Origin of the sequence: Acinetobacter qingfengensis, assembly GCF_008693185.1 — a bacterium.
Lineage (GTDB): Bacteria > Pseudomonadota > Gammaproteobacteria > Pseudomonadales > Moraxellaceae > Acinetobacter > Acinetobacter qingfengensis.
On the sequence record NZ_VXKN01000011.1, the window covers coordinates 41,585 to 62,130 of the forward strand.

Here is a 20,546-nt window from a genome sequence, read left to right on the forward strand (position 1 = left end):
GCTTCCAGTTTCGGAAGCCATTTTTATGTTATTTATAAACCTGCTTCATACTCAGTATTACTTAATAGATGTTCTACATCAGCAATATTATGAGGCTTAATTTTGTAAATCCAACCTTTTCCATACGGATCTTCGTTGATGGTTTCAGGATCATCTTCAAGTGAAGTATTTACTTCAACCACAATACCAGAAATAGGGGCGTGTATATCAGATGCGGTTTTTACTGACTCGACAATCCCTGCTTGTTCGGTTGCTATTACTTCTTGACCTACCTCGGGGGCTTCTACATAAACCAAATCACCTAAAGCATCTTGTGCATGATCACTGATCCCAGTAATAATAAGATCTCCTTCTACGCGAACCCACTCATGGGTAGATGCATAACGAATGTCACTTGGATGGTTCATGGCTATACCTTGGCTTTATCTGATTGATTAAATATATGCTTTTATACAACGGCACGTATAAAAAACAAAGTTTTTTAATTCAGCTTAATTACATTTTTATAGATTTATTTGAATAAGTTATTAAAATTTGAACATTTTCTTGCTCATCAATAAAATTGTTCATTCAATATGCATTTAAAGTCTATGTGATAAAAATTGCTTGAGTAATTCTAAAAAGCTTTGTATTCTTGCGCTCATGGAAGCGTGGCAGAGCGGTTTAATGCACCGGTCTTGAAAACCGACGAGGGTGTGAGTCCTCCGTGAGTTCGAATCTCACCGCTTCCGCCAAATATCTAAATAAGCCCTTGTTTTTACAAGGGCTTATTTTTTATCTGCGCTTTTGTCCCACATTGTAACCCACATAAAACTTTTGATTGAATCAATATAAATAAGATGTATTCGGACGAATTTGGACAGTAGTGGTTTATTTCAAGTTTTATTTTATGGGAAATTTAAACTCCTAAATCGTACTAATGTTTTAAATCTTATACTATCAAGTTGATCATTTCTGATTTTTTAAAGACACCCTGTTTACGGATTAAGTTTTAAATTGATCAAAGCAATAACGCACTCAGCTATCTAGGATATTCCCATGTGGTGTGTATCAATAGATAGGTAGTTGTTCATCGTTTGCATAATTCAACTTACATAGCCGTTGTTTTAAGCATCCTCTTAATTCGGCCTTAGCAAGGAGATAATATGAGTACTCAATTACATCGAGGACGGTTGATTGATCACATTCAACTGGTGGTTCGTGATCTTAAAGCAAGTCAGGAATTTTATACAGCAGTGTTGACTGTATTAGATATTCCCATTATTACCACTACGGACGATTATTTTTGGGCAGATGAATTGGTGGTATCTTCATTAGATAGCCCAGCAGCACAAGGTATGCTTACAGGTCGTCATCATTTAGCATTTCAGGCGAAAGATCGAAAGACGGTGAATGCTTTCTATCTTGCAGCACTGGCGCATGGTGGTCAAAGTAATGGTGAGCCTGCTGAACGATCTTACCATTCAGGCTATTATGCTGCCTTTGTTATTGACCCAGATGGGAATAATATTGAAGTTGTATATCATGGAGAAGCACAACGTAGTGCTTCATCCGTCGTCATTGATTTTTAGAGGCGTATGTTTAAAGTTCAAATTTCCTCTAATCATATTTGAATCGTTATTTAAATTTCTTAATCCGCCAATCAAGGCGGATTTTTTTATGCATATTTGTCTCTCATTTTTAAGAAAAATATAAGGAATAGATATGCATAAATATACGGATTTAGATTATAAAATAACTGAATTTATCAATTGTAATATACGGAATATTAGTATTGTTTATTTTGTTTTTAAATCAATCTAAGGTATATACTGTAGTACTTTGATAAATTATATTCAATTTTATACAGATTTCCATCTATCTATGTATATTTACAATTTCAATGATAAGGTGCCCCAGTTTTAGCTCGACTATTCCTGTGGTGAAATGATTGGTTTCTAGCTTTAAGTGATATGTGAGGAGAGTGGGTTGTGGAGGAATTAGAGCAGCAGGATAAGCTTAATCAAAATGCAAGCAATCTCTTAACGTATGTTGGTGATGAGGAGGTTTTTAAGTTCTTAAAAAAAGTCAGGTATGATCGAAAGTTTTCAGTATGGCGAGAACATTTAGGCAAGGAAGACGCTCATGGTATTTTTTTTGAAACTATTGTGATGTTGGAGAACTTACAACGAAGTATTCGGGGTATTTTTAACAAAGCCAAGCCCACAAAGGATGAATATATAGATGCTATTAAACATCAAGATCAATCTACAATTCAGTCCATACTTGAGTTCTTTGAATCATTACGTCTAAATAATGTCTTGCTTGAGTATGCCAGCAACCATAGTTTTAGTGGATTGGTCATTAGTTTTTTGCAATATTTGCAATTTCATCAAGATGCGCCATTTAATAAGGCGGGTGATGCATGGACACAAGAGACTTTTCCAGTTGATGCTGCTTTTGACTGCATTGAACAATATGAAGTCTTCTTAACAAAACAGGGTCTGGAACAAAATATTACGACTGTAAATAAAAACAAGCATTCGTATACGTCTACGCTAAATAGCTCTAAAGCTAGAATTAATCGGCAATACACTGAGATTTTAAGCAATTATCAAGAAGCCTTGGAGGCCTTTCAAGAGATCGAAGAAAATAAGAAACTTAAAAAAGTTTATATACTTTACCTCAGTGTTGATTTCAATCTTTTAGATCGTGATAAGGATTGGTCAAGATCATTCATGAATATTCATTTAACCCCTATATTTCGAAGTTTAGAAGGCTACATTCGGAATACGTCTGATGTGTTGATGTACTTTATCGACTATGACTACCGTATGAGTAATGTCATGGTCATGGATATGATCATAGTCTTGGAATATTCCCAAAATTTACAATTACCACAATTGTTTGAGACTATTCAGCAGGTGATTGAAATATCTATTGGCACAGCACCTATTGAAGTTTATGTTCGAAATTTAAATGATGCAATAAAACGAAAATTTAAGGATAAGTCGGCTGTAGGCATATTGAACTTATCTAAGAAAGCCCTACATGATTTTAAATACTGGCTACTAAATTGCTTTTACTATAAAGACTTAATGATTAGTGAAAATTTTAGCCATGATTTTTATAGAAATAAGTTAGTGGATAGTAAGGCTGGGACTAGACTTTATGCTAAAAAATTAGATAAAAATTTAGTAAAACAAAAACAGTCAAAGCATGAAATTCAAACAGATAAAACTCTGTATCAAGAAGTGCGAAATTTATCAATACCCGTATTGCCTGAGGCTTCACAGTACTTTAAAGAAAGTGATGTGATCGCTATCTTAAAAGACAAGCCTATTTGGCATGACAGAGAATTACCATCATCCATACAAACACAGTTACAGGATCTACGTAAGTTGTATGCTGAGCAAAAAGAACAATATGGCTGGTCATTAGAGCAGGTAGATGCCCTAAATAAAATTGAATTGTTGATGCAGATGTTGAGGTACTATCGTCTGTTGACTGATATCTCCATAGAGCATCTCAATGCAGTATCAACTAAACCGATGACCCATTTAAGTCTAGTTGAAAAACAATATCTTGATGTTGCTAATTGGATTGAATGCCTAGTAGCTGCTCAAAAAGAGGGGGGTAATGGTGCTCTCGATATGGATTTTGTAGAGCAGTACCATCAACAGTTAAGTTGGCGCATTACCGCTTTTATTCAATTTTGGAAAGATCATCATAGTATTGCTCCATCAGATCGCCTTACCCAAATGATAAATTTATCTTTAAAAGATACTTTTTCTGGTATTTGCAGGCATTTAAAAGAACTACATGTTGTCGCCAATACAGCAGATATTATTAAGCAGGAGAAGCAGATCATATTAAATGTGCTCAAGAATAAAGAGTCGGGAACACGCTATTTACGGCAAAGCTTAAAGAAAGATGTCTGGTTATGTCGATTTCAGCTTTGGTATGATTTTACAGTATATGATGGCTCTACTGATGTTCTATCAGATTCTGTTGATCGGTATAAAGCCTTCTCATTATTGTTGTCTGATTTCCTTAAAAATATTCAGCGTTCGCCGAGGAGGGTTGGAGGGCATTTAGTTGGATATATCGGTAGTTATATTAGCTTGGATAAACCCAAAGTTGATCTGGTCTTTATCTTTAGACATGAAGAAGAGTCACTTGATATTATTGATCATCAGGAAGAGCGTGTCTTGCCAATTGCGCAGTATTGGGAAGGCTACATTCAAATGAAAGAAAAGATTTTGCAAAAAAATGTTTCTAAGAAAAATAACCCAACATCTCGTACAACCAAGCCAGACTCTTTACAGCAGTATTTGCAATATTTAAAACACGGTCGGTTGCGTAGTCAGATACGGCCTGTAATGGCAAGACTGCATGAACTCAATCATGAACGATTTACTATTTATCATAGCAGCACTGAATTAAAACCAGTTTTTATTAAGAATGTTGCGGATCACTATGCTGCTTATACATTTTTGCTGAGTAATGAATCACTGTATCAAAAACTATCTAACAATGTTTTTTTAAAAGGTCGAGCAGAGTATCAACCGCGCCAGAAAAATACTCTGTCTGTTACTCATGTAGTCAGTGTTCCCGATGACGAATAGTTTGCAACTTTAGATGTTATTGAAGGCAAGGCCTTAGCTTCAAAACATGAGGCTTATCTGTAGAACAATAAATAAGTACAGACTAGGTTGATGTAGATATCATTGGATGGTCGTTTTTGAAATAGCCAAGACTTGGTCGGATTTTTAATTCATTGAATGACCGTAACTTTGGTTTGTATTGTCGTTGTGTTCGTAAAATAATAATAATCTCATTGGATACTTTAAAAGCCTTATAGTATAAGGCTTTGATGCTCTCTCTCATACAATCTTTATTATCGCAATGGTCTTAGTAGGTTGCTAGGATTTAAATTTAATTAATATTAATAATAACTCTATCTAATTAACCATATCTATAACAAATCAATGATTTATCAATCTAGATCTACTCAGTACATGTTAAAAAATCATCTTAGTAAAAAAATCTATAAATCATACGAGTGTACACCTATGGATAATTCATCTTTCAGAATATTCAAACTAGAAAATCTCATGATTGAATGGACAGAATAACTATCACCAGTATCACGCTAGCTTGAGGCAATAAATTACAGATTCATCTCTCTTATGGTTTTAACCCATAGGAGATACAGACATGAACCATAATGAAACACTGATTGAAATTGAAGATTTGATGCTGAATATTTGTTCAGGAAAATATCACTGGAAAGAAGTTCATTTCTTACTTGAAGATTACCTACAGCTTGCTCATGATATTTATGATCCTGAAACTGAATATTCACCGATGCTACAAGGTTACTTTGACTTGATGTCGATTCATCGTTCATCAAGGTTGGTTCATAGAACAAAGTCTAATCCTCGGTTACAGGGACAGGCAAACAATACAGGTACGGTTAAAGTGCCACACAGTACCAAATTCGATGCCGAAGCGGTGAAACAGCAACTGGGTATTTCAGTACAGGCATGGGATGAACACATGTACCAGATGAAACAACTGAGCCAGCGCAAAGTCTCGCAGGGGGAAGCCGTAGCCTATTTCGATGCCGTATTCAACAATAGCAATATGAGCATCCTTGATCAGGAGGAAAATATCATTCAGTTTTATCGGGATGTGGCGGATAAAGCCAAACTGGATGGCAGTAATACTAGTCCTAAATCCGAACCCAATGGCAAAGCCATGTCCAAAGTGATGCAGATGTTTAATGGTCAGGGACGCGGTGCAGAACTGAGTTCAGCGAAGAATACCGCTTATGGTTTACTGTGTTCCATGACGGAATACATCGACCATGAACGCAGAGCCATGAGTCGTGACCATCGACTGGATTCAGCATGGTTTGGGGCTGGTGCCAATCTCAAACAGCGCAGTGTACAACAGGCACTTCAGTTTATTGCCTAAGTACGATTTAACATCAATTTAAATTGTTATTGACAGGTGATTCCTTGTTTTGCCACATCACCCCCGATGTGGCTTTTTTATGCCGACATTTTAATTTTTTACAGAATTGGAGTATTTCATGAATAGCACATCTACTACTTTAGCATCCAGCACCCATTTATCATCAGTGATTCCTACAAGTTCTGTTTCTGCTTTAAATCCATCATCTATTAACCAAACTTCCATCAAGCAGCAATATCCATCTCGTCAATCTTTATCCAACAGAGCCAAACGCTTGATTAATACAAAATCAATGTCCAGAGAGGACTGGTTAACGATACGTCAACAAGGCATTGGCAGTAGTGATGCTGCCGCAGCCTGTGGACTCAATCCGCATCAGTCAATGCTGGAACTGTGGATGCTAAAAACAGGACGCATGCCAAGTCCAGCCCAGCAACCGACAGAGCATCGTTATTCTCCTTTATATTGGGGACAACAACTGGAACCTTTGATTGCCAAATACTATCAGCACAAGACAGGTCATAAAGTCCGAAAAGTCAATGCAGTATTACAACATGCCGATATCGACAAAGCCTTTATGCTGGCTAATCTGGATTATGCCGTAGTGGGATGTGATGATGTACAAGTCTTGGAATGTAAATCCATCGGTGAATGGGGCATTAAACACTGGAAAGAAGGTGTGCCGTTATATGTCTTGATACAGGTACAACATCAATTGGCCGTGACAGGCAAACAGGCAGCACATATCTGTGCCTTGTTCTGTGGACATGAAGCCAGAATCTTTAAGGTAGAACGCAATGACATTGTGATCCAGCGTTTAATTGCCAGTGAACGCATCTTCTGGGATTGTGTGGAACGGGATATTCCACCGAGTGTCGATGCCAGTGAATCTGCGGCCAAAGCTTTACAGCTTTTATATCCTGAACATGTCCCACTAGAAACCGTTGATTTTAGTACGTTAGAGGGTGTAGACCAGTTATTTAGTGATTTACTGTTGGAAGAGCAGCAACTGGCACAGCATCAGACCAAGTATGATTATCTCAAGCATCGTATTCAATCCTTGATGAAAGATGCTGAACGAGCCGTCTTTAGCAAAGGCAGTGTGACATGGAAAAAATCCAAAGACAGTATCGTATTGGATCATAAGCAGTTACTGAAACAACAGCCTGAACTACTGCAACAGTATCCACAAACCCGACACGGCAGTCGACGTTTTAATGTCTATCCTGCAAAAGCGTAAATCTTCTATCTGCATCAATGAAATATTAAACAGATTTTTATCACAGCAAACGTTTACTTATTTATTTCCCAAATTTAAAAAATCTGCAAAACCACCCCATTTGCCCTTCCTTCAAATATAAAGAAAGGGCGTTGGCGCAGCTTTGCATTGTTTATGATCGCACAATAATTTCTCCCATGACCTGTGATTGGAAATCGTTTTTTTAGGCTGTTTAAAAATAGGGTGTAGGGGTAGTGCATTCAATAGATTTGGGGAATCCGTAAATAAATACAATCAAGGACAATCATCATGATTAAAGGTTTAGCCATTACCCCACCTGTGTTGGGGCGTATCAGTATCGGTAAAATAGTCGAAAAGAACGGTAAACGACTGCCTGAAAAGGATGACCAGTTTACCATTACCAGTCAGATCCAAAATAAGGATGGCTGGGTCAAGCATCCACTGGATGAGCAGCTTAGAGCCAAAGCACAAAATGGCAAACTCAGAACCATTCCCGTCCGCATGATCTTTAATGACCCTGAACTCAATCTAAGAGCAGAATATACCTTGTTTGACCGTCAAACAGGACGTCCTGTCTGTGTCGGTAATGGCGAAAGCTGTCAACGCCTCACGCAACAGGGCGTAGAACAATTGCCATGTCCATCACCTGATTTATGCCCACTGGCACAAGGAGGGCAATGTAAACCCTATGGCCGATTACATGTCAATCTGGATGACAGTGATGAACTGGGTACATTTATTTTTAGAACCACAGGTTATAACAGTATTCGCACACTGGCAGCACGATTGAATTATTACCATGCGGCATCTTGCGGACTATTGTCATGTTTACCATTACAACTGACCTTAAGAGGGAAATCCACCACACAAAGTTATCGTACTCCTGTGTATTACGTGGATTTAACCTTACGGGATGGCTTGTGTCTTAAAGACGCCATTCACATGGCGAAAGAGGTGGATCAACAAAGTAAGGATGCTGGATTTTATCAGGAGGCTTTGGACTTTATTGCCAAAGCAGGCTTTAACAATGCTGTATTTGAATTACAGGAGGATGAAGGACTACAGATTGCTGAGGAGTTTTATCCTGAAATGAGTGAACAGGCAAATGATTCATATGTAGAAGGGCAGCAGCGACAAAACACGAAAACACAGCATAACAAGGAGCATGCTGAACATAATCCTGTGATGCAGTTAACACAGGGATTACGGCAAAGTGTCAAGGCAGTGAACTAAGCCTGAATCACAACTCAAGGTTAAAAAATACAGAACACCGATTTGTATCGAGAGAAACCGCTCTCGATCACATTTCGGAGAAATTACATGAATGCATCCACTGACTATCAATATCGTATCTTTAACATCAAAGCTGTGGTTGAAGTAACCGCTTTGAGCCGTTCCACCATCTATGAACTAATTAAACCGACATCGCAATATTACGATGCGAGTTTCCCAAAACCAGTACATTTAACGGAAACACGTATTGGCTGGGTGTCACAGGAAATCTACGACTGGTTAGAGTTGAAGATTGCACAACGGGAGGACAAATAGAGGGAGTAAAATCCCTTTATTTTTTGATTTGTACAGAGCATGGAATAGTTGTGTTGTAAATGGTCAGTATGATGTAGTCAATTGAGCAAAAAATTTTTATTTCGCATAAGATATTTTGTGTTAAATAGATAATTTATTTTTCAAATTTATTATATACTTAGGATAATTTAATAAAGATATGGTATTAAACTTATGTATTATCATGTGATTTTAGAATTAGGCGAAAAACATCATAAGAATGAATGGGATAAAGTCGAAATTAAATCAGATTTAACAAATTTAGAAGACGTAATTAATAAATACGCTGAGCCCTATCAGATTGGACAACCTATTTTAATTAATGGACGCACTATTTCTATTGAGCATATTGAACGTTTACGTATTTTTTCTAGTGGAATATCTGGTGAAGTTCTAAAAGAACAACAGGCTAATACACGCAGGGCAGAAGATCGAGCATCTGGTGTTGTTATGATTGGTTTTTATTCTAATGACTTAGAGTCAGCAATTCTAAAGCAAAAAGAAATAACAGAAGAATTAATAATATATGCGAAAGGAACAAAAAAAGAAGTTTCTAATTTAGTGGAAAAAAATAAGAAGATTACTCCATCTAAAGTATTCATTGTTCATGGTCATGATGATGCATTGATAAATGAGGTAAAAGCTTTTTTATCTGCTCAAACAATTGAACCAATAGTTCTTAGAGAACAACATGATGCTAGTCTTACAATCATAGAGAAATTAGAACGTTATACAAAAGACCCTTCTATTGGATTTGGGATTGTTTTATATACACCTGATGATGAAGGTAAAGCTATTGGCGAAAATGAATATAAATTAAGAGCTAGGCAAAATGTTGTTTTTGAACATGGTTTATTAATAGGTTTATATACTCGTGAAAAAGTTATTTGCTTAGTAAAAAAGGAAGGTCATATTGAAATGCCAGGGGATGTGAATGGTGTTGTATATACAGATCATAGTTATAAAGATTGGCGAATGTCTGTGGCTCACATGCTAAGTGATGCCGGATATGAAATCAACTATAGAAAAATTAGTTAATGGCTATTTTAAAATCTAAAAACCTAGATCTTGATCTAGGTTTTTTCGCAGTTGAGATTTTATATTAAATAAAAAATTTTTATAGAAAAGATCTATACTTATTATTTAACCTGTAAATCTATTTCCTTGATGGGAATTTCAATTCTGGCTTCAGCTAAGATTACTCTAGGCACAAAGTTTGCTAATTCTATTATTAAAAAATCTTCTGTAATGGAAAAAATAATATTTTCCTCATTTATATACTGAAAATATTCTGTCAAACCTTCAAAAGTAGTATATTTTTTTAATAAAATTAACGTTTCGTCCCAACTTCGATAATCTTTAAATAGATTATTAAATTTTAATGTTCTTAAGGGGGGAATTTGGAAATTAATGGATTTTATATAAGTATTAGGGTGCACTCCACCAAAATAAGAATTTATTGAAATACATATACTTATGATGTTATTTGATATGAAAACTATATTTCCAATAATTTGCAAATCAAAACTTGAACTTCTCATCACATCTGATTCAAAGTATTCAGGATCTTCTAAAACGAAATTTCTATACTCAAATATTTCTTCTATAATTTTTCCTTGAATTACGTTATTTATTTCATTCGCATCAAAAAAATGATTATCAATAAATTCAGGAAATTCACAGAGGAAATCAATTTTGAAATCGTTTATGTTAAATTTATATCTATTTTCTTGATTAATATAAGTATCATTTATTGAATTAATTTTATGGTTTTCTTGAAAATATTTTCTACGTTGTAAATTTAGGCTATCAAGAATTTTTTTCTCAAAGTACACATCATCAATAAAAATATGTTGTATATGCTTGAAATTTATATCTGTAAGGTTATCTTCTAAAGTAATGGGAACAATATAAATATCATTATTTAACTTATATTCCATTAAGCTTCTTGCAAGTTTATATTCTTTTTGAATATATCCTCTTTTTCTTAATGAAGTAGTCGAAACTAAAATAATAATAAAGTCAGCGGCCGAAAGATTTTCCTTTATTTCTAAATCCCAATTCTGTCCTGGTAATAACTTTTCTTTATCTAGCCATGGTTCATAGTTTGTACAATTCAGGAAGTCGTAAATTTTTTTTGCACTGTTGTAATCTTCACTAGCATAGCTAATAAAAACCTTATTTAAGTTTTGATCTGTTGGGATGGACATATTATAGACTATCCTGTCTAGCTAACCATTGCGTATGCTCTCGAGAAAATGCATTTTCACTATCTGCTACAAATATCTCAAATTCTTTATCATCTGAAATATTTAAAAATTTCTCCTTAATTTTAGAAATCTCAAATGCAGTAAGTCTATAGCTAGCGGATAACTCTCTATGTTTTTTAGTAACCAACCAAGTAAATACAAATGAACTAGCTAATAAAAATACATCTGCAGGCCAAATATTTATTTCTGGATATTTAGCTCTTAGGATTGCAAATAACATTGCTAAAATTTGAAATATAATCATTACAGAAAACCAGATTTTTGATTTTTTTCGATTCTTTTCTGCATTTACATTATAAAAATCTAGTTGATCTTGAATCCTATGTTTAAGATAAAAATCTTTTCTTTCCTCAAAATTTTGATTTCGAATAGTTTTCATTTCACTAGTTATATAATTTATATTTGATCCAATATGACAAAAATCTTCAGATAATTGTTGGTGTTCTTTTAATAAAGCATTTAATTTATCTATAATATTGTCATCCACAACTTTAGCTTCTAGTTGTAAAGAAAATGGTTCAGCACCAGTAGCATATTTAAAAGATATAGATTTCACTGACTCTGCGAGTGCTCTAGATCTATACCAAGTTTGGTCTTTTTTAGATAGTACTAAGTAAATTGTAGCAAGTATTGAAAAAAATATTAAAGCTGCACTAGTAAAGGCAAAATTAGAGCTCGTTAATCCAAAAAATCCTAATACAGCACTTACTAAGCTCAAAATAAAAGTTAATTTAATATTTAATAGATAATTTTTCTGAGAAGAGTCTGATAAATTATCAGCCTGATAAAACAATGTGGGAAATTTAAGAACTTTATTCATCATTCAAGACCTAAAATTTTTTTATAACCTAATCGTTCATAGACATGAGATAAATAGTGATAATTATCATTAGGTTTTTTCGTATGATCTTCTAAGGCGAAAGCAAGGATATCTGGCGAGAATGGAATAAAGACAGCACCTACATTTTTTAAAGGCTCGGGAGTCAAAAAATTATTAATACGTCTTCCATCATGATGATTTCGATCAAGATTGACAGCAATAATTCTACAATTTTTTTCTAGAGCTACTTCAATCTCCCACTCTACAAATGTTTTCTTAAATCTAGTATCTTGTCCAATCAAAGATATAAAAGTTCCTGCCATATTTATTCTTTCTCGGCATAATCTTTTTATATAAGCTTCATTAGTGGAATTAATTGCAGTATGTAACTGGCAATCTGAGAAGTTGAAATCGAATCGAGTATTAGCTTTCCATGCTTTCATTAAATGATAAGAACGAATATCACTACTACTAAAACCTACAAATGCTCTTGGTAAGCCCATTTAAAAGACCTCATATTTTACAATCTTATTTATATCAGATGGATTACAAATCTTCAATTTAATGTATCTTATAGAAAATCTAAATAAATTTACTCAAGGTGATAAGTCTCTTTCATAAATTAATATTTGCTAAACTTAACATAATACGCCTTATTCGAAACACAACCCAAATTGGTTTAAATATTTCAATAAGTTGTATTAGATATTGCTTCACATCAATGTAGATTGAAATATATCAGCTAATTTATTCTCAATCTTGATAATTTCTACCAATATTTTTAGCATATGCTTTGCCCATCAGATCAAACATTTTTAATGTAACTAAAGTTTGCTCAATTTAGAAAGCTTACATGCATGGCTGAGTTGTTTAAGTGTAGTGTTAAAGATCTATCTTGAAAAAAGCATAGGAAGTTTACTCCCTATGCTTTGAATATTTACTACCAAGCACAAATTTTAAAATCACTACCGGCCCAGCAGGCTTTTTGTTTTTGTGAACGTACAGCTTCGCCCCACATAGAACCACCACCACCGATTTTAGTTGCCTGTACTACAGCTTGGTCTTTACCTTCCACAATAACCATTAAACCTTCAACCTGAACCTTTTTCACAAAGCTGGGATGACTAATATAGAAGCTACCGCCACCTTGTGGTTCAAAATTGCATTTACCCTTGTAACGGGTTTGACCACCTTCATCAATCTGGCAAGTAGCTTCCTTGGCTTTGGCTTGTACCAGTGTTGGATACGTTGCAACCAATCCAGCAGAAAGCATTAAACCCAGTGTAAATTTTTTCATAACATTTTTCCTATAAATAGACATTAAAATTATTTAGAACGTAAAACTAGTGCACCGATAATGAGTAAAATCAATACCCCACCAATAAACTTACCGACAGAGGGAAACATTACCGCAGGCCATACAATGCCTTGGCCAATGTTGTAGGCAAAGGATTTATAGTTATACTGTCCCCAAAAATGCTGATACACCGCAAAGAAGAACCCGATAATAAAATATCCACCAATCACCCATGTTTTAATGCTATCTTTCATTTTTTATCCCCACCTACAGCAAAATTAACCAACAACATAAACAGACCCACCAGAATCATAAAACCAATAAACGGTAGACCCAGAAATGCCACAATAATGATGACAACGATCACACCTGCAAGAAAACGCATCGGCTTACTCCCGCATACATTGCATTGTGCTTTGCACCATATCGTTCTGGAATTGTTCGGTTTGGCTCATGGTGTAAAGTTGATTTTTAAACCCATCTTCTCCATATTTATCTTCAAGCTTTTTATAAATGCATTTACAGGTTGAACCTTCAATGCCACCTGTTTTACAACCACTGATAAATTGACGTTCTTCCTTACTAGCACAACCAACAGCAGACACCCCGATCAATACTAATGACAGGGCAGATAAATACATTCTCATTGTTACTCCGTTCATTATTCTTTTTTTAGATATGATTAAACGCAGTCAGCGTATGATGAAATACAGCCTGAGACAGCAACAGAAAAATTCAGGTCAACATAATCAGAAAGCCGACACCACCATAACTAAAACAGCCAAAGTACACATACAAAAAATGAACTGTTATTTACAGCTCACTTTCTTGGCATTCTGAAATTCCATGATGGTGGTAATGTCTTCATAGTTTTCGAACTTTTGGTCTTTGGCGGTAATTTGGATGCAATCACCTTTTTTAACGGATTTTAGGTTCTGATATTGCTTAGGAGTAAGGTCAACAGCGTAAATAGAAATATTACCTTTATTAGTCGCAAAGAAAGCCGCTTCTTCACTCCATTGAATGTTATTTTTAACTTTTACGGTGATGCTTGCAGCATACAGACTTGAGGTAGAAAATAGTGCTGTAACAGCCAATATCTGGACTGATTTTTTGATGAGGGATGGCGCTAACATTTTCATGATAAGTATCCTTGTGTGTTAAACAAGTTCTACCAAATCACTGTCAAATTATGGTGGCAGAACGAAAGAGGGTTGACAGACTGGTCACACAAGTACCCAGCACGCACGAAGGCGTCCCCCTCCCGTTCCACCGCAGAGGGGTACGACAGGGTAAACAAAAAAAGGCTATAAGCCCTTTAATGCTCTCGTGTGGATCGGTCTGTCAAAACCGACTGGCAATGTAGGCCAGCAAGGGAATGATAAATTTATGGGGGGAGTTAGTCAATTCTTATCAGAACGGTTTAATGATTATAAATGCTAGATTTTCACTGTAATTTTGGATTTGCGATGAGTAAATGACATGTAATGAGCTTATCATCTAACTTAGAAGACCATTTTCTATATGGTTGGTTGTTCTTAAAACAAGTGAAGAATAAGCATCTGACTGAAATAGGTAATCCCATATATCTAAACAAATGTTAAGAGTATCACTATCTTCATCATCTGTTGCCTCATCATAAAGACGTTGTACAACTTTTATAACTTCTGAGTCTTGGAACCTTTCATTTTTAAATTCACTGTTGATGGTTGAGTTAGTCGTTATATTAATAACTAATTTTAAAAGTGATGAGCTATATTGATTATAACTGTCACCTTTGTTTTCAAAATAATGAAATAAACTATATAGGTTAAAATGAGCAGCTTTAGATTTGGCAAATATTTCAAATAGTTCTGCTGAATTTGTTTTGTTCCAAAATTCATCATGTCCAACTGTACTACTAATTGAACGCAGTATGCCTTCATCGTTATCATTAACCAATATCTCAAAAGATGATTGCAATTTTTCTAAATTTTCATCTCCATGGCCATCACATAGAAGCTGGTTAACTACAGACGTGCAACCTTCTTTTAGAATACCAGTGTCATTAAAAATGATTTTGAGTTCCTCCTGAAAAAGGTCATAAAAATACCAACGAGCATAAATTTGGCGTGCTGCCTCTTTACGAACGTCTTGATATTTTGAGCTTAACATTTTCAAAATAAGTGAAATTAAATCTTCCTGATGCTTGCCTTTAAAACCATTATTGAAAAAATAATGTGACTCATAACCACAAACCATTCTTAGGTCTTTGTTGCATAAAGCAAGAAATTTGGTGAATGCAAAATCTTCATCATAGTTTAATAGAGGAGCTAAGAGTTCCAATGCCGCCATTTTTACTGCTGGATGAGGATCATTTATAGCTAAATCTACAAAATGCTTATGAGACAAAGCATATTCTTTATCATTCCAAAAGAGCTCGGCAATAGCCAAATAAGCTTTACCCATACCAGCTTCTGCTTTAATAAGAGTGACGGCTGTTTGATTTACTGATTGAACAATTTCATTAAGTTCAGGACGTGGGATAACATTTTGAGTAATAAGATGAGGTTCAATAGAATTAACGAATTCTTCTGATAGTTGTCTAATAACAGTTGTGATTCTTTCATCATTAGGTGTGATTTTTAGACTGAAACCGTGGGCCTCAAGATCGTTTAATAGTTGAGAAACTGTAATTTTTTGCCTAAGCCTATTAAAGCCAACAGGATAATTTTTTAGAAAATTAATCACATTAATCGGTTGGTCAAAAAATAGTATAGAAGCCTTATCTAGTAGTTCATTACGTTGATAGGCATCTTCAGCGTAACTGATCACTACAAATTTTTCTAGGAAATTAATTGCACGTTCCAAATGCATATCTTGTTGAATATCCAAACCAAGATATGTACATAGCTGTGAAAAATCCTTTTGTCTTTCTACGCTGGTGTTAATTTGGTGTGTTAAAAAATCTTGAGGTACTCCATTGTAATTTAATGCACTTAAGCGTAAATCTGACATCAATTTACAAGTTAATGGTGAAACAAGATTAAACTCTTTAGTACCTTGCTCGATCTGAAACTTGGCATTTTTTAATATGCTTGTATTATTTAAGGCTGAAAGAGTCCAAAATTCATTGCTTCCATTTCCAGCTTTGCATTGATGATGTTCTGTTCTGCCATCTAGTCTTCCAATAATGACGTCTACACCTACTTCATCAGTACCTATGGGTTCTATAGTGACATAAGCAAGTTTTTCTTCAAGAAGTCTTATTAATTGATAGGCAATCCAATTTGTCTCAAAATAGTTGCCCAATTTCTCAGCAAAACCACCTGCTTCTAGTGCCACGTATAAAACCTTATTTAACTCTAGTGTTCAGTAATATATAACAATTCTTAGTTATGGCAATACTCTCCCCAATCTACTATTAATCCTTTTTGCTTTTCAAGATATGCTCCATTGAAGTAAGCAGCTCTATCCATCTAGATATCGTTTTTAATGAATTATAATATTTAACTAAGTTGCTTTTTTATAGAAATATTTTATCTAAAATGATGATGAGAATTCAGTCTATTTGTGGGAAGTATAGCTCAAGATAAGAAAAAAATTAATCGTGAGTAATAATGCAAACTTCAAATATTTTAACTAAACTATTTAAATCGCAGAAATAGCCAGCAATGTTGGCTTCAATCCAAACCTCTTGACTGGGAACTTTTGACCAGTCAATACCATAACCACAGAAGGCAAGAAGGTGTTCAAAAAAGATACGTTGAGTACGTCCATTGCCTTCTCTAAAAGGATGAATAATATTAAGCTCACAATACAGATCAGCAATTTTTTGAATAAATTCTTGTTGATTCAAGTGTTGAAAATAATTTTGTTGCTCCAGATTTTTGAAAATTTTATTTGCTTCAATTTCAATACGGGGAAAAGTACAAAAGCGAGTATCATCCTTAGAAATATCTACTTGTCTAAGTTCACCAGCCCAAACATATACATCTGAAAATAATTGATAATGAATAGACTTTAGATAATTTAAATCATAAGGCGGGTCAATGTATTCTATTTGAGAAATAGCAAGCTCTGAAAAGTCTTTTTCTGCTTGGGATAGTAGCTCTTGGTTTTTAATATTTAATTTATTTTTTAAGATATTAGAATCAGGATAACAGTATAGTTGATCGCCAGAAGCGCTATATTTATCCATGACTCTGTTAGCCTTTATTGGCTTGTTGATATTTTTTGAGTAATTGTGATTTAGTAAGTGACGGTTGTGCTGAAGATGCGTGATAGCCTTCAAGCACTAGACTTGCTTGATAGTTTTTTAAACGAGTTTCTTGAATATATTGTTTCTTTTTTTCAAAAGTATTTAACATTGCATTTACTCACAATAAAAGTCAGTGTATACGAAAATTTTAACATATAAATCTGAAAACTATAAATATCCTGTAATTTAGCACATACAAAATTCTGCCTAATCAGCCATTAAATCTTTCCTTTTTCCAAGATAAGCTCCTCGTAGATAAGCAGCTTCAACTTCATCAGGAAGTTTGTGGGCAAGTACATGTTCACAAACTTCACGAGGGTAGTCGGTTTTATCAACTGACCAGTCACGGAATGTAGATCGGAAACCATGTGTAGTAATCACACGGTTTTGTTTTGGATCAATATGGCCTGAGAGGTATGGGAAGGTGTCGTGATAGGAATAGCCTTTTTGATTCACCTTTACCGATAGAAGTACTGATCAGTTGTTTTTCTGTCGGAATTTGTACCGAAGTTTACAGTAAATAATTAAGCGTAAAGAGCTGACTATAATTAGTTAGTCTTTTATGCGTCATTTCATGACGTACTCTAGTTGACTATATTGACGTAACTTTATATTTTAAATTGATTAGTATAATTTTTAGTAGAACGTATATGACAAGAGGCCTCTATAATTCGATACAGGAAATGCCTGAGTATAATGATGCTGAGAAAAGTTGGCACATTACAATCGACTCATCATACTTTCTTTGGTACGACTTGATTGTTGATCCGCCATTTGATGAAGCTAAAAATGAGCTTAAAGAAATGTTGAATAATTTCAAAGAGTATGTTGAATCAAGTAATGAAAAAAGATTTATCTATTTTGTCACTTCACGAAAGAAAGTTCGTTTCGATGTAAAAAAGCAACCGAAATTTTCCTTCTTCGATAGACGAAAGTTGACTATTTATTTTTTAATAGGAAATAAAGATAAAAGGAAAATTGAAATTTATTTCCCGAAAGAAATTCCATCTAACATAACTGTAGATGAAAAGTTTATTTATTTTCACAGTGAAGTTTCTGAATCACTAGCTTATCCCATTCATTATTTTCTAAGAGAGTATGGGATCAATTTGGGGATTGCAAGTGAAGTACAGTATGTTGGTATAACTGAAAATCCTGTAGGACGAGCTTTAGGCTTGAAGCACAGAGGCTTGACAGAGATACTTTATAAAGTTCCTACATCAGAAAATGATATTTTTTTAACAGTTAATACATTTAAAGTTGGATCATTTACTAAAATTGAAGAGAGAAATATAGATATAATATCAACTAACTCAATGATTTATGATATACCTTTAGACAAGGAAGGTTTAGTTATTGAAAAAGCACTAATTTATTATTTCAATTCCAAATTTCAAGAGGTTGATAAAAAGGCTTGGGGGGAGTTTCGAAATCTTTTGATAATGATGAAAAAAAAGAAAAATATTAGTTCAGTATCCTTTCATTTAGAAATTAACGACCCAAATGAATATGACATAATGGGCTCTAGAGATGTAGAAGCAAATATATCCCATTCATTTCTATGGAAATTGGGAGAGATAGAACCTGAATTAAAGAAATTTAATTCAGAAATAGATCTTTTGGAGTATACGAAAGTCCTTAGCAGAGATTTGGGTTCTGTTTAAATAAATGATATTGAGTGACTTCTCTCCAAAAGGAGAAAAGTCATACTTTAAATCTTTGATAGAATTCAGTATCTACCATGTGAGCTAAAGAGTACAAAAGTTAGCCCAATCACTCATTAAAGCTTTCCTTTTCTCAAGATAAGCCCCACGTAAATAAGCGGCTTCAACTTCATCAGGAAGTTTGTGGGCTAGAACATGCTCACAGACTTCTCTAGGGTAATCTGTCTTATCGGCTGACCAGTCACGAAATGTAGATCGGAAACCATGTGTAGTAATCACACGATTTTGTTTTGGATCAATATAGCCTAAACCATTTTCTTTAAGTCTTTGTTCATGCAAACGCTTAATTAGAGTTGTCAAAGACATATCAGAGAGCATACCGCCACGAGGTGCAGGGAAGATAAAATCATTGGACTGAGTATACTGTCGAATGGACTCAAGCAAAGTAATAACTTGTTGAGACAAAGGAACACGATGCTCTTTATCTGCTTTCATCCTTTCTTTGGGAATAATCCAGACTTTATTTTTAAAATCAATTTCCTGCCATTTTGCCCCAAAAACTTCACCAGAACGACATGCCGTTAAAATAGCAAATTCAAGAGCTTTAGGTGAAATGCCTTTTCTTTGTCTTAGATGTTGAATAAATTCATTCACTTGTTCATAAGGTAAAGACGGATGAGGGCGAGACTCTTGTTTTAAGTTTCCAAGAAGAGGTTCTAGATTGCCTTTCCACTCAGCTGGATTATCGCCTTCAAAATATCCCATTGCTTTAGCATAGTCAAAAACTGATTCTATTCGACCACGAATACGTTTAGCGGTTTCATTTTTTTCAATCCAGATGGGTTCGAGAGCCGTAGCAATATTGGTCTTGTTAATTGTTCCAATGATCAAATCCCCAAGAGTAGGATAAATATAAGTTTCAAGGGTTGATGACCATTGACCAATATGTTTCTGATTTTTGAGTTCAAGTGTTTTCTTGTCAATAACAATTTCGGCACATTCACGAAAGGTCTTAGCACGATGTTTTTGTATTTTTAAAGCGTTAAGGCGTTCCTGTTTTTCTTGTAGTGGATCAATGCCATCTCGAATCTTTTTCTTTAATTCACGGGCTTTTTCTCGTGCTTCTGATAATGAAACTTCTGGAAAAGACCCTAGCCCAATATCTCTACGATGAATTTTAACTTTACCTTGATCATCAACTCTGTTACCGACAGCAACTCGAAGTACCCATGCACGAGAACCATCTACAATACGTAAATGTAACCCATCTACACCGCCAACAGCATGTCTACCATTTTCTTTGATCTTTGATACACTAAACGCAGATAGCTCTTTTGCTTTCTTTGGCATGGATATATTGTCCCACATTAAAACCCACATAGAATTGTGGATTTGACTTTACTATATCAAATGCTATCGTACAAGTATTTATTTAAGTTATTGAAAATAAATATTTTAAAATATTGCATAAGATGCCATAGGATCTAT

At 34.6% G+C, this 20,546-nt stretch carries 20 protein-coding genes, 1 tRNA gene and 2 pseudogenes; 9 read left to right on the plus strand and 14 right to left on the minus strand.

Translation table 11 applies throughout. The features are described 5' to 3' along the window. Nucleotides 1-32 precede the first annotated feature (32 nt). Nucleotides 33-407: a glycine cleavage system protein GcvH gene (gene gcvH / locus F4V57_RS12645; protein WP_070070019.1), complete on the minus strand. Its 375-nt coding sequence runs from the start codon at nt 405-407 to the stop codon at nt 33-35. 237 nt (nt 408-644) lie between these two features. Between gcvH and F4V57_RS12650 the strand changes: the two genes are divergently transcribed. From F4V57_RS12650 to F4V57_RS12685, 8 genes and pseudogenes are all read left to right on the plus strand, one after another. Then, a tRNA-Ser gene (locus F4V57_RS12650) sits at nt 645-734 on the plus strand. 411 nt (nt 735-1,145) lie between these two features. After that, nucleotides 1,146-1,571, plus strand: coding sequence for a VOC family protein (locus tag F4V57_RS12655; RefSeq protein WP_070070018.1), 426 nt, complete (start codon nt 1,146-1,148; stop codon nt 1,569-1,571). Between the two features lie 399 nt (nt 1,572-1,970). Beyond that, nucleotides 1,971-4,607 carry a hypothetical protein gene (locus F4V57_RS12660; RefSeq protein ID WP_070070017.1) on the plus strand — a complete coding sequence of 879 codons (2,637 nt, stop codon included), beginning with the start codon at nt 1,971-1,973 and terminating at the stop codon, nt 4,605-4,607. Between the two features lie 820 nt (nt 4,608-5,427). Next, nucleotides 5,428-5,961, plus strand: a pseudogene (locus F4V57_RS12665) (DUF932 domain-containing protein); the annotation flags it as partial. Between the two features lie 118 nt (nt 5,962-6,079). Further along, a complete protein-coding gene (locus tag F4V57_RS12670) occupies nt 6,080-7,201 on the plus strand; it encodes a YqaJ viral recombinase family nuclease (RefSeq protein ID WP_150330553.1) in 1,122 nt (373 codons plus the stop codon). A 288-nt stretch (nt 7,202-7,489) separates the two neighbouring features. Next, the gene (locus tag F4V57_RS12675; RefSeq protein WP_070070773.1) at nt 7,490-8,434 is read left to right on the plus strand and encodes a recombination directionality factor; all 945 of its coding nucleotides are present in this window, start codon (nt 7,490-7,492) and stop codon (nt 8,432-8,434) included. Between the two features lie 87 nt (nt 8,435-8,521). After that, entirely contained in the window at nt 8,522-8,749 is a 228-nt protein-coding gene (locus F4V57_RS12680) for an AlpA family phage regulatory protein (protein WP_070070772.1), read from the plus strand. A gap of 192 nt (nt 8,750-8,941) precedes the next feature. Beyond that, nucleotides 8,942-9,805 carry a TIR domain-containing protein gene (locus F4V57_RS12685; protein WP_070070771.1) on the plus strand — a complete coding sequence of 288 codons (864 nt, stop codon included), beginning with the start codon at nt 8,942-8,944 and terminating at the stop codon, nt 9,803-9,805. Nucleotides 9,806-9,906: 101 nt separating this feature from the next. Here the strand turns inward: F4V57_RS12685 and F4V57_RS12690 are convergent, their stop codons facing one another. The 12 genes and pseudogenes from F4V57_RS12690 to F4V57_RS12740 form a co-directional block, all read right to left on the minus strand. Further along, nucleotides 9,907-10,977 carry a toll/interleukin-1 receptor domain-containing protein gene (locus F4V57_RS12690; protein WP_150330554.1) on the minus strand — a complete coding sequence of 357 codons (1,071 nt, stop codon included), beginning with the start codon at nt 10,975-10,977 and terminating at the stop codon, nt 9,907-9,909. A 1-nt stretch (nt 10,978) separates the two neighbouring features. After that, the gene (locus tag F4V57_RS12695) at nt 10,979-11,857 is read right to left on the minus strand and encodes a DUF4231 domain-containing protein (protein WP_070070060.1); all 879 of its coding nucleotides are present in this window, start codon (nt 11,855-11,857) and stop codon (nt 10,979-10,981) included. Next, the gene (locus F4V57_RS12700) at nt 11,857-12,360 is read right to left on the minus strand and encodes a TIR domain-containing protein (protein WP_070070059.1); all 504 of its coding nucleotides are present in this window, start codon (nt 12,358-12,360) and stop codon (nt 11,857-11,859) included. Before F4V57_RS12700 ends, F4V57_RS12695 begins: the two co-directional genes overlap by 1 nt. Nucleotides 12,361-12,797: 437 nt before the next feature. Further along, complete coding sequence (locus F4V57_RS12705; protein ID WP_070070058.1) at nt 12,798-13,154, minus strand: hypothetical protein; 357 nt, start codon at nt 13,152-13,154, stop codon at nt 12,798-12,800. Nucleotides 13,155-13,183: 29 nt separating this feature from the next. After that, nucleotides 13,184-13,408 carry a hypothetical protein gene (locus F4V57_RS12710; protein ID WP_070070057.1) on the minus strand — a complete coding sequence of 75 codons (225 nt, stop codon included), beginning with the start codon at nt 13,406-13,408 and terminating at the stop codon, nt 13,184-13,186. Next, nucleotides 13,405-13,539, minus strand: a complete 135-nt coding sequence (locus F4V57_RS15020; protein WP_264754221.1) for a hypothetical protein — start codon at nt 13,537-13,539, stop codon at nt 13,405-13,407. The genes F4V57_RS12710 and F4V57_RS15020 overlap by 4 nt, the downstream gene beginning before the upstream one ends. A gap of 4 nt (nt 13,540-13,543) precedes the next feature. Next, nucleotides 13,544-13,795, minus strand: coding sequence for a hypothetical protein (locus F4V57_RS12715; protein ID WP_406564524.1), 252 nt, complete (start codon nt 13,793-13,795; stop codon nt 13,544-13,546). A gap of 168 nt (nt 13,796-13,963) precedes the next feature. Beyond that, nucleotides 13,964-14,296: a hypothetical protein gene (locus tag F4V57_RS12720; protein WP_227515694.1), complete on the minus strand. Its 333-nt coding sequence runs from the start codon at nt 14,294-14,296 to the stop codon at nt 13,964-13,966. Between the two features lie 358 nt (nt 14,297-14,654). After that, nucleotides 14,655-16,478 carry a hypothetical protein gene (locus tag F4V57_RS12725; RefSeq protein WP_081409221.1) on the minus strand — a complete coding sequence of 608 codons (1,824 nt, stop codon included), beginning with the start codon at nt 16,476-16,478 and terminating at the stop codon, nt 14,655-14,657. A gap of 259 nt (nt 16,479-16,737) precedes the next feature. After that, entirely contained in the window at nt 16,738-17,334 is a 597-nt protein-coding gene (locus tag F4V57_RS12730) for a putative adenosine monophosphate-protein transferase Fic (protein ID WP_070070055.1), read from the minus strand. A 7-nt stretch (nt 17,335-17,341) separates the two neighbouring features. Further along, nucleotides 17,342-17,503: a YhfG family protein gene (locus F4V57_RS12735; RefSeq protein ID WP_070070054.1), complete on the minus strand. Its 162-nt coding sequence runs from the start codon at nt 17,501-17,503 to the stop codon at nt 17,342-17,344. A 98-nt stretch (nt 17,504-17,601) separates the two neighbouring features. After that, nucleotides 17,602-17,802, minus strand: a pseudogene (locus F4V57_RS12740) (tyrosine-type recombinase/integrase); the annotation flags it as partial. Between the two features lie 275 nt (nt 17,803-18,077). On the opposite strand from F4V57_RS12740, the gene F4V57_RS12745 reads away from it, so the two are divergent. Beyond that, complete coding sequence (locus F4V57_RS12745; RefSeq protein ID WP_141729241.1) at nt 18,078-19,058, plus strand: hypothetical protein; 981 nt, start codon at nt 18,078-18,080, stop codon at nt 19,056-19,058. Between the two features lie 84 nt (nt 19,059-19,142). Here the strand turns inward: F4V57_RS12745 and F4V57_RS12750 are convergent, their stop codons facing one another. Beyond that, nucleotides 19,143-20,408, minus strand: coding sequence for a tyrosine-type recombinase/integrase (locus tag F4V57_RS12750; protein ID WP_070070051.1), 1,266 nt, complete (start codon nt 20,406-20,408; stop codon nt 19,143-19,145). Nucleotides 20,409-20,546 lie beyond the last annotated feature (138 nt).

Excerpts from the sequence above, each read along its gene's own strand:
- gcvH (WP_070070019.1), bottom strand. The coding sequence starts at position 407 with ATGAACCATCCAAGTGACATTCGTTATGCATCTACCCATGAGTGGGTT.
- F4V57_RS12655 (WP_070070018.1), top strand. The coding sequence starts at position 1,146 with ATGAGTACTCAATTACATCGAGGACGGTTGATTGATCACATTCAACTG.
- F4V57_RS12670 (WP_150330553.1), top strand. The coding sequence starts at position 6,080 with ATGAATAGCACATCTACTACTTTAGCATCCAGCACCCATTTATCATCA.
- F4V57_RS12675 (WP_070070773.1), top strand. The coding sequence starts at position 7,490 with ATGATTAAAGGTTTAGCCATTACCCCACCTGTGTTGGGGCGTATCAGT.
- F4V57_RS12680 (WP_070070772.1), top strand. The coding sequence starts at position 8,522 with ATGAATGCATCCACTGACTATCAATATCGTATCTTTAACATCAAAGCT.
- F4V57_RS12685 (WP_070070771.1), top strand. The coding sequence starts at position 8,942 with ATGTATTATCATGTGATTTTAGAATTAGGCGAAAAACATCATAAGAAT.
- F4V57_RS12690 (WP_150330554.1), bottom strand. The coding sequence starts at position 10,977 with ATGTCCATCCCAACAGATCAAAACTTAAATAAGGTTTTTATTAGCTAT.
- F4V57_RS12695 (WP_070070060.1), bottom strand. The coding sequence starts at position 11,857 with ATGAATAAAGTTCTTAAATTTCCCACATTGTTTTATCAGGCTGATAAT.
- F4V57_RS12700 (WP_070070059.1), bottom strand. The coding sequence starts at position 12,360 with ATGGGCTTACCAAGAGCATTTGTAGGTTTTAGTAGTAGTGATATTCGT.
- F4V57_RS12705 (WP_070070058.1), bottom strand. The coding sequence starts at position 13,154 with ATGAAAAAATTTACACTGGGTTTAATGCTTTCTGCTGGATTGGTTGCA.
- F4V57_RS12710 (WP_070070057.1), bottom strand. The coding sequence starts at position 13,408 with ATGAAAGATAGCATTAAAACATGGGTGATTGGTGGATATTTTATTATC.
- F4V57_RS15020 (WP_264754221.1), bottom strand. The coding sequence starts at position 13,539 with ATGCGTTTTCTTGCAGGTGTGATCGTTGTCATCATTATTGTGGCATTT.
- F4V57_RS12715 (WP_406564524.1), bottom strand. The coding sequence starts at position 13,795 with ATGTATTTATCTGCCCTGTCATTAGTATTGATCGGGGTGTCTGCTGTT.
- F4V57_RS12720 (WP_227515694.1), bottom strand. The coding sequence starts at position 14,296 with ATGAAAATGTTAGCGCCATCCCTCATCAAAAAATCAGTCCAGATATTG.
- F4V57_RS12730 (WP_070070055.1), bottom strand. The coding sequence starts at position 17,334 with ATGGATAAATATAGCGCTTCTGGCGATCAACTATACTGTTATCCTGAT.
- F4V57_RS12735 (WP_070070054.1), bottom strand. The coding sequence starts at position 17,503 with ATGTTAAATACTTTTGAAAAAAAGAAACAATATATTCAAGAAACTCGT.
- F4V57_RS12745 (WP_141729241.1), top strand. The coding sequence starts at position 18,078 with ATGCCTGAGTATAATGATGCTGAGAAAAGTTGGCACATTACAATCGAC.
- F4V57_RS12750 (WP_070070051.1), bottom strand. The coding sequence starts at position 20,408 with ATGCCAAAGAAAGCAAAAGAGCTATCTGCGTTTAGTGTATCAAAGATC.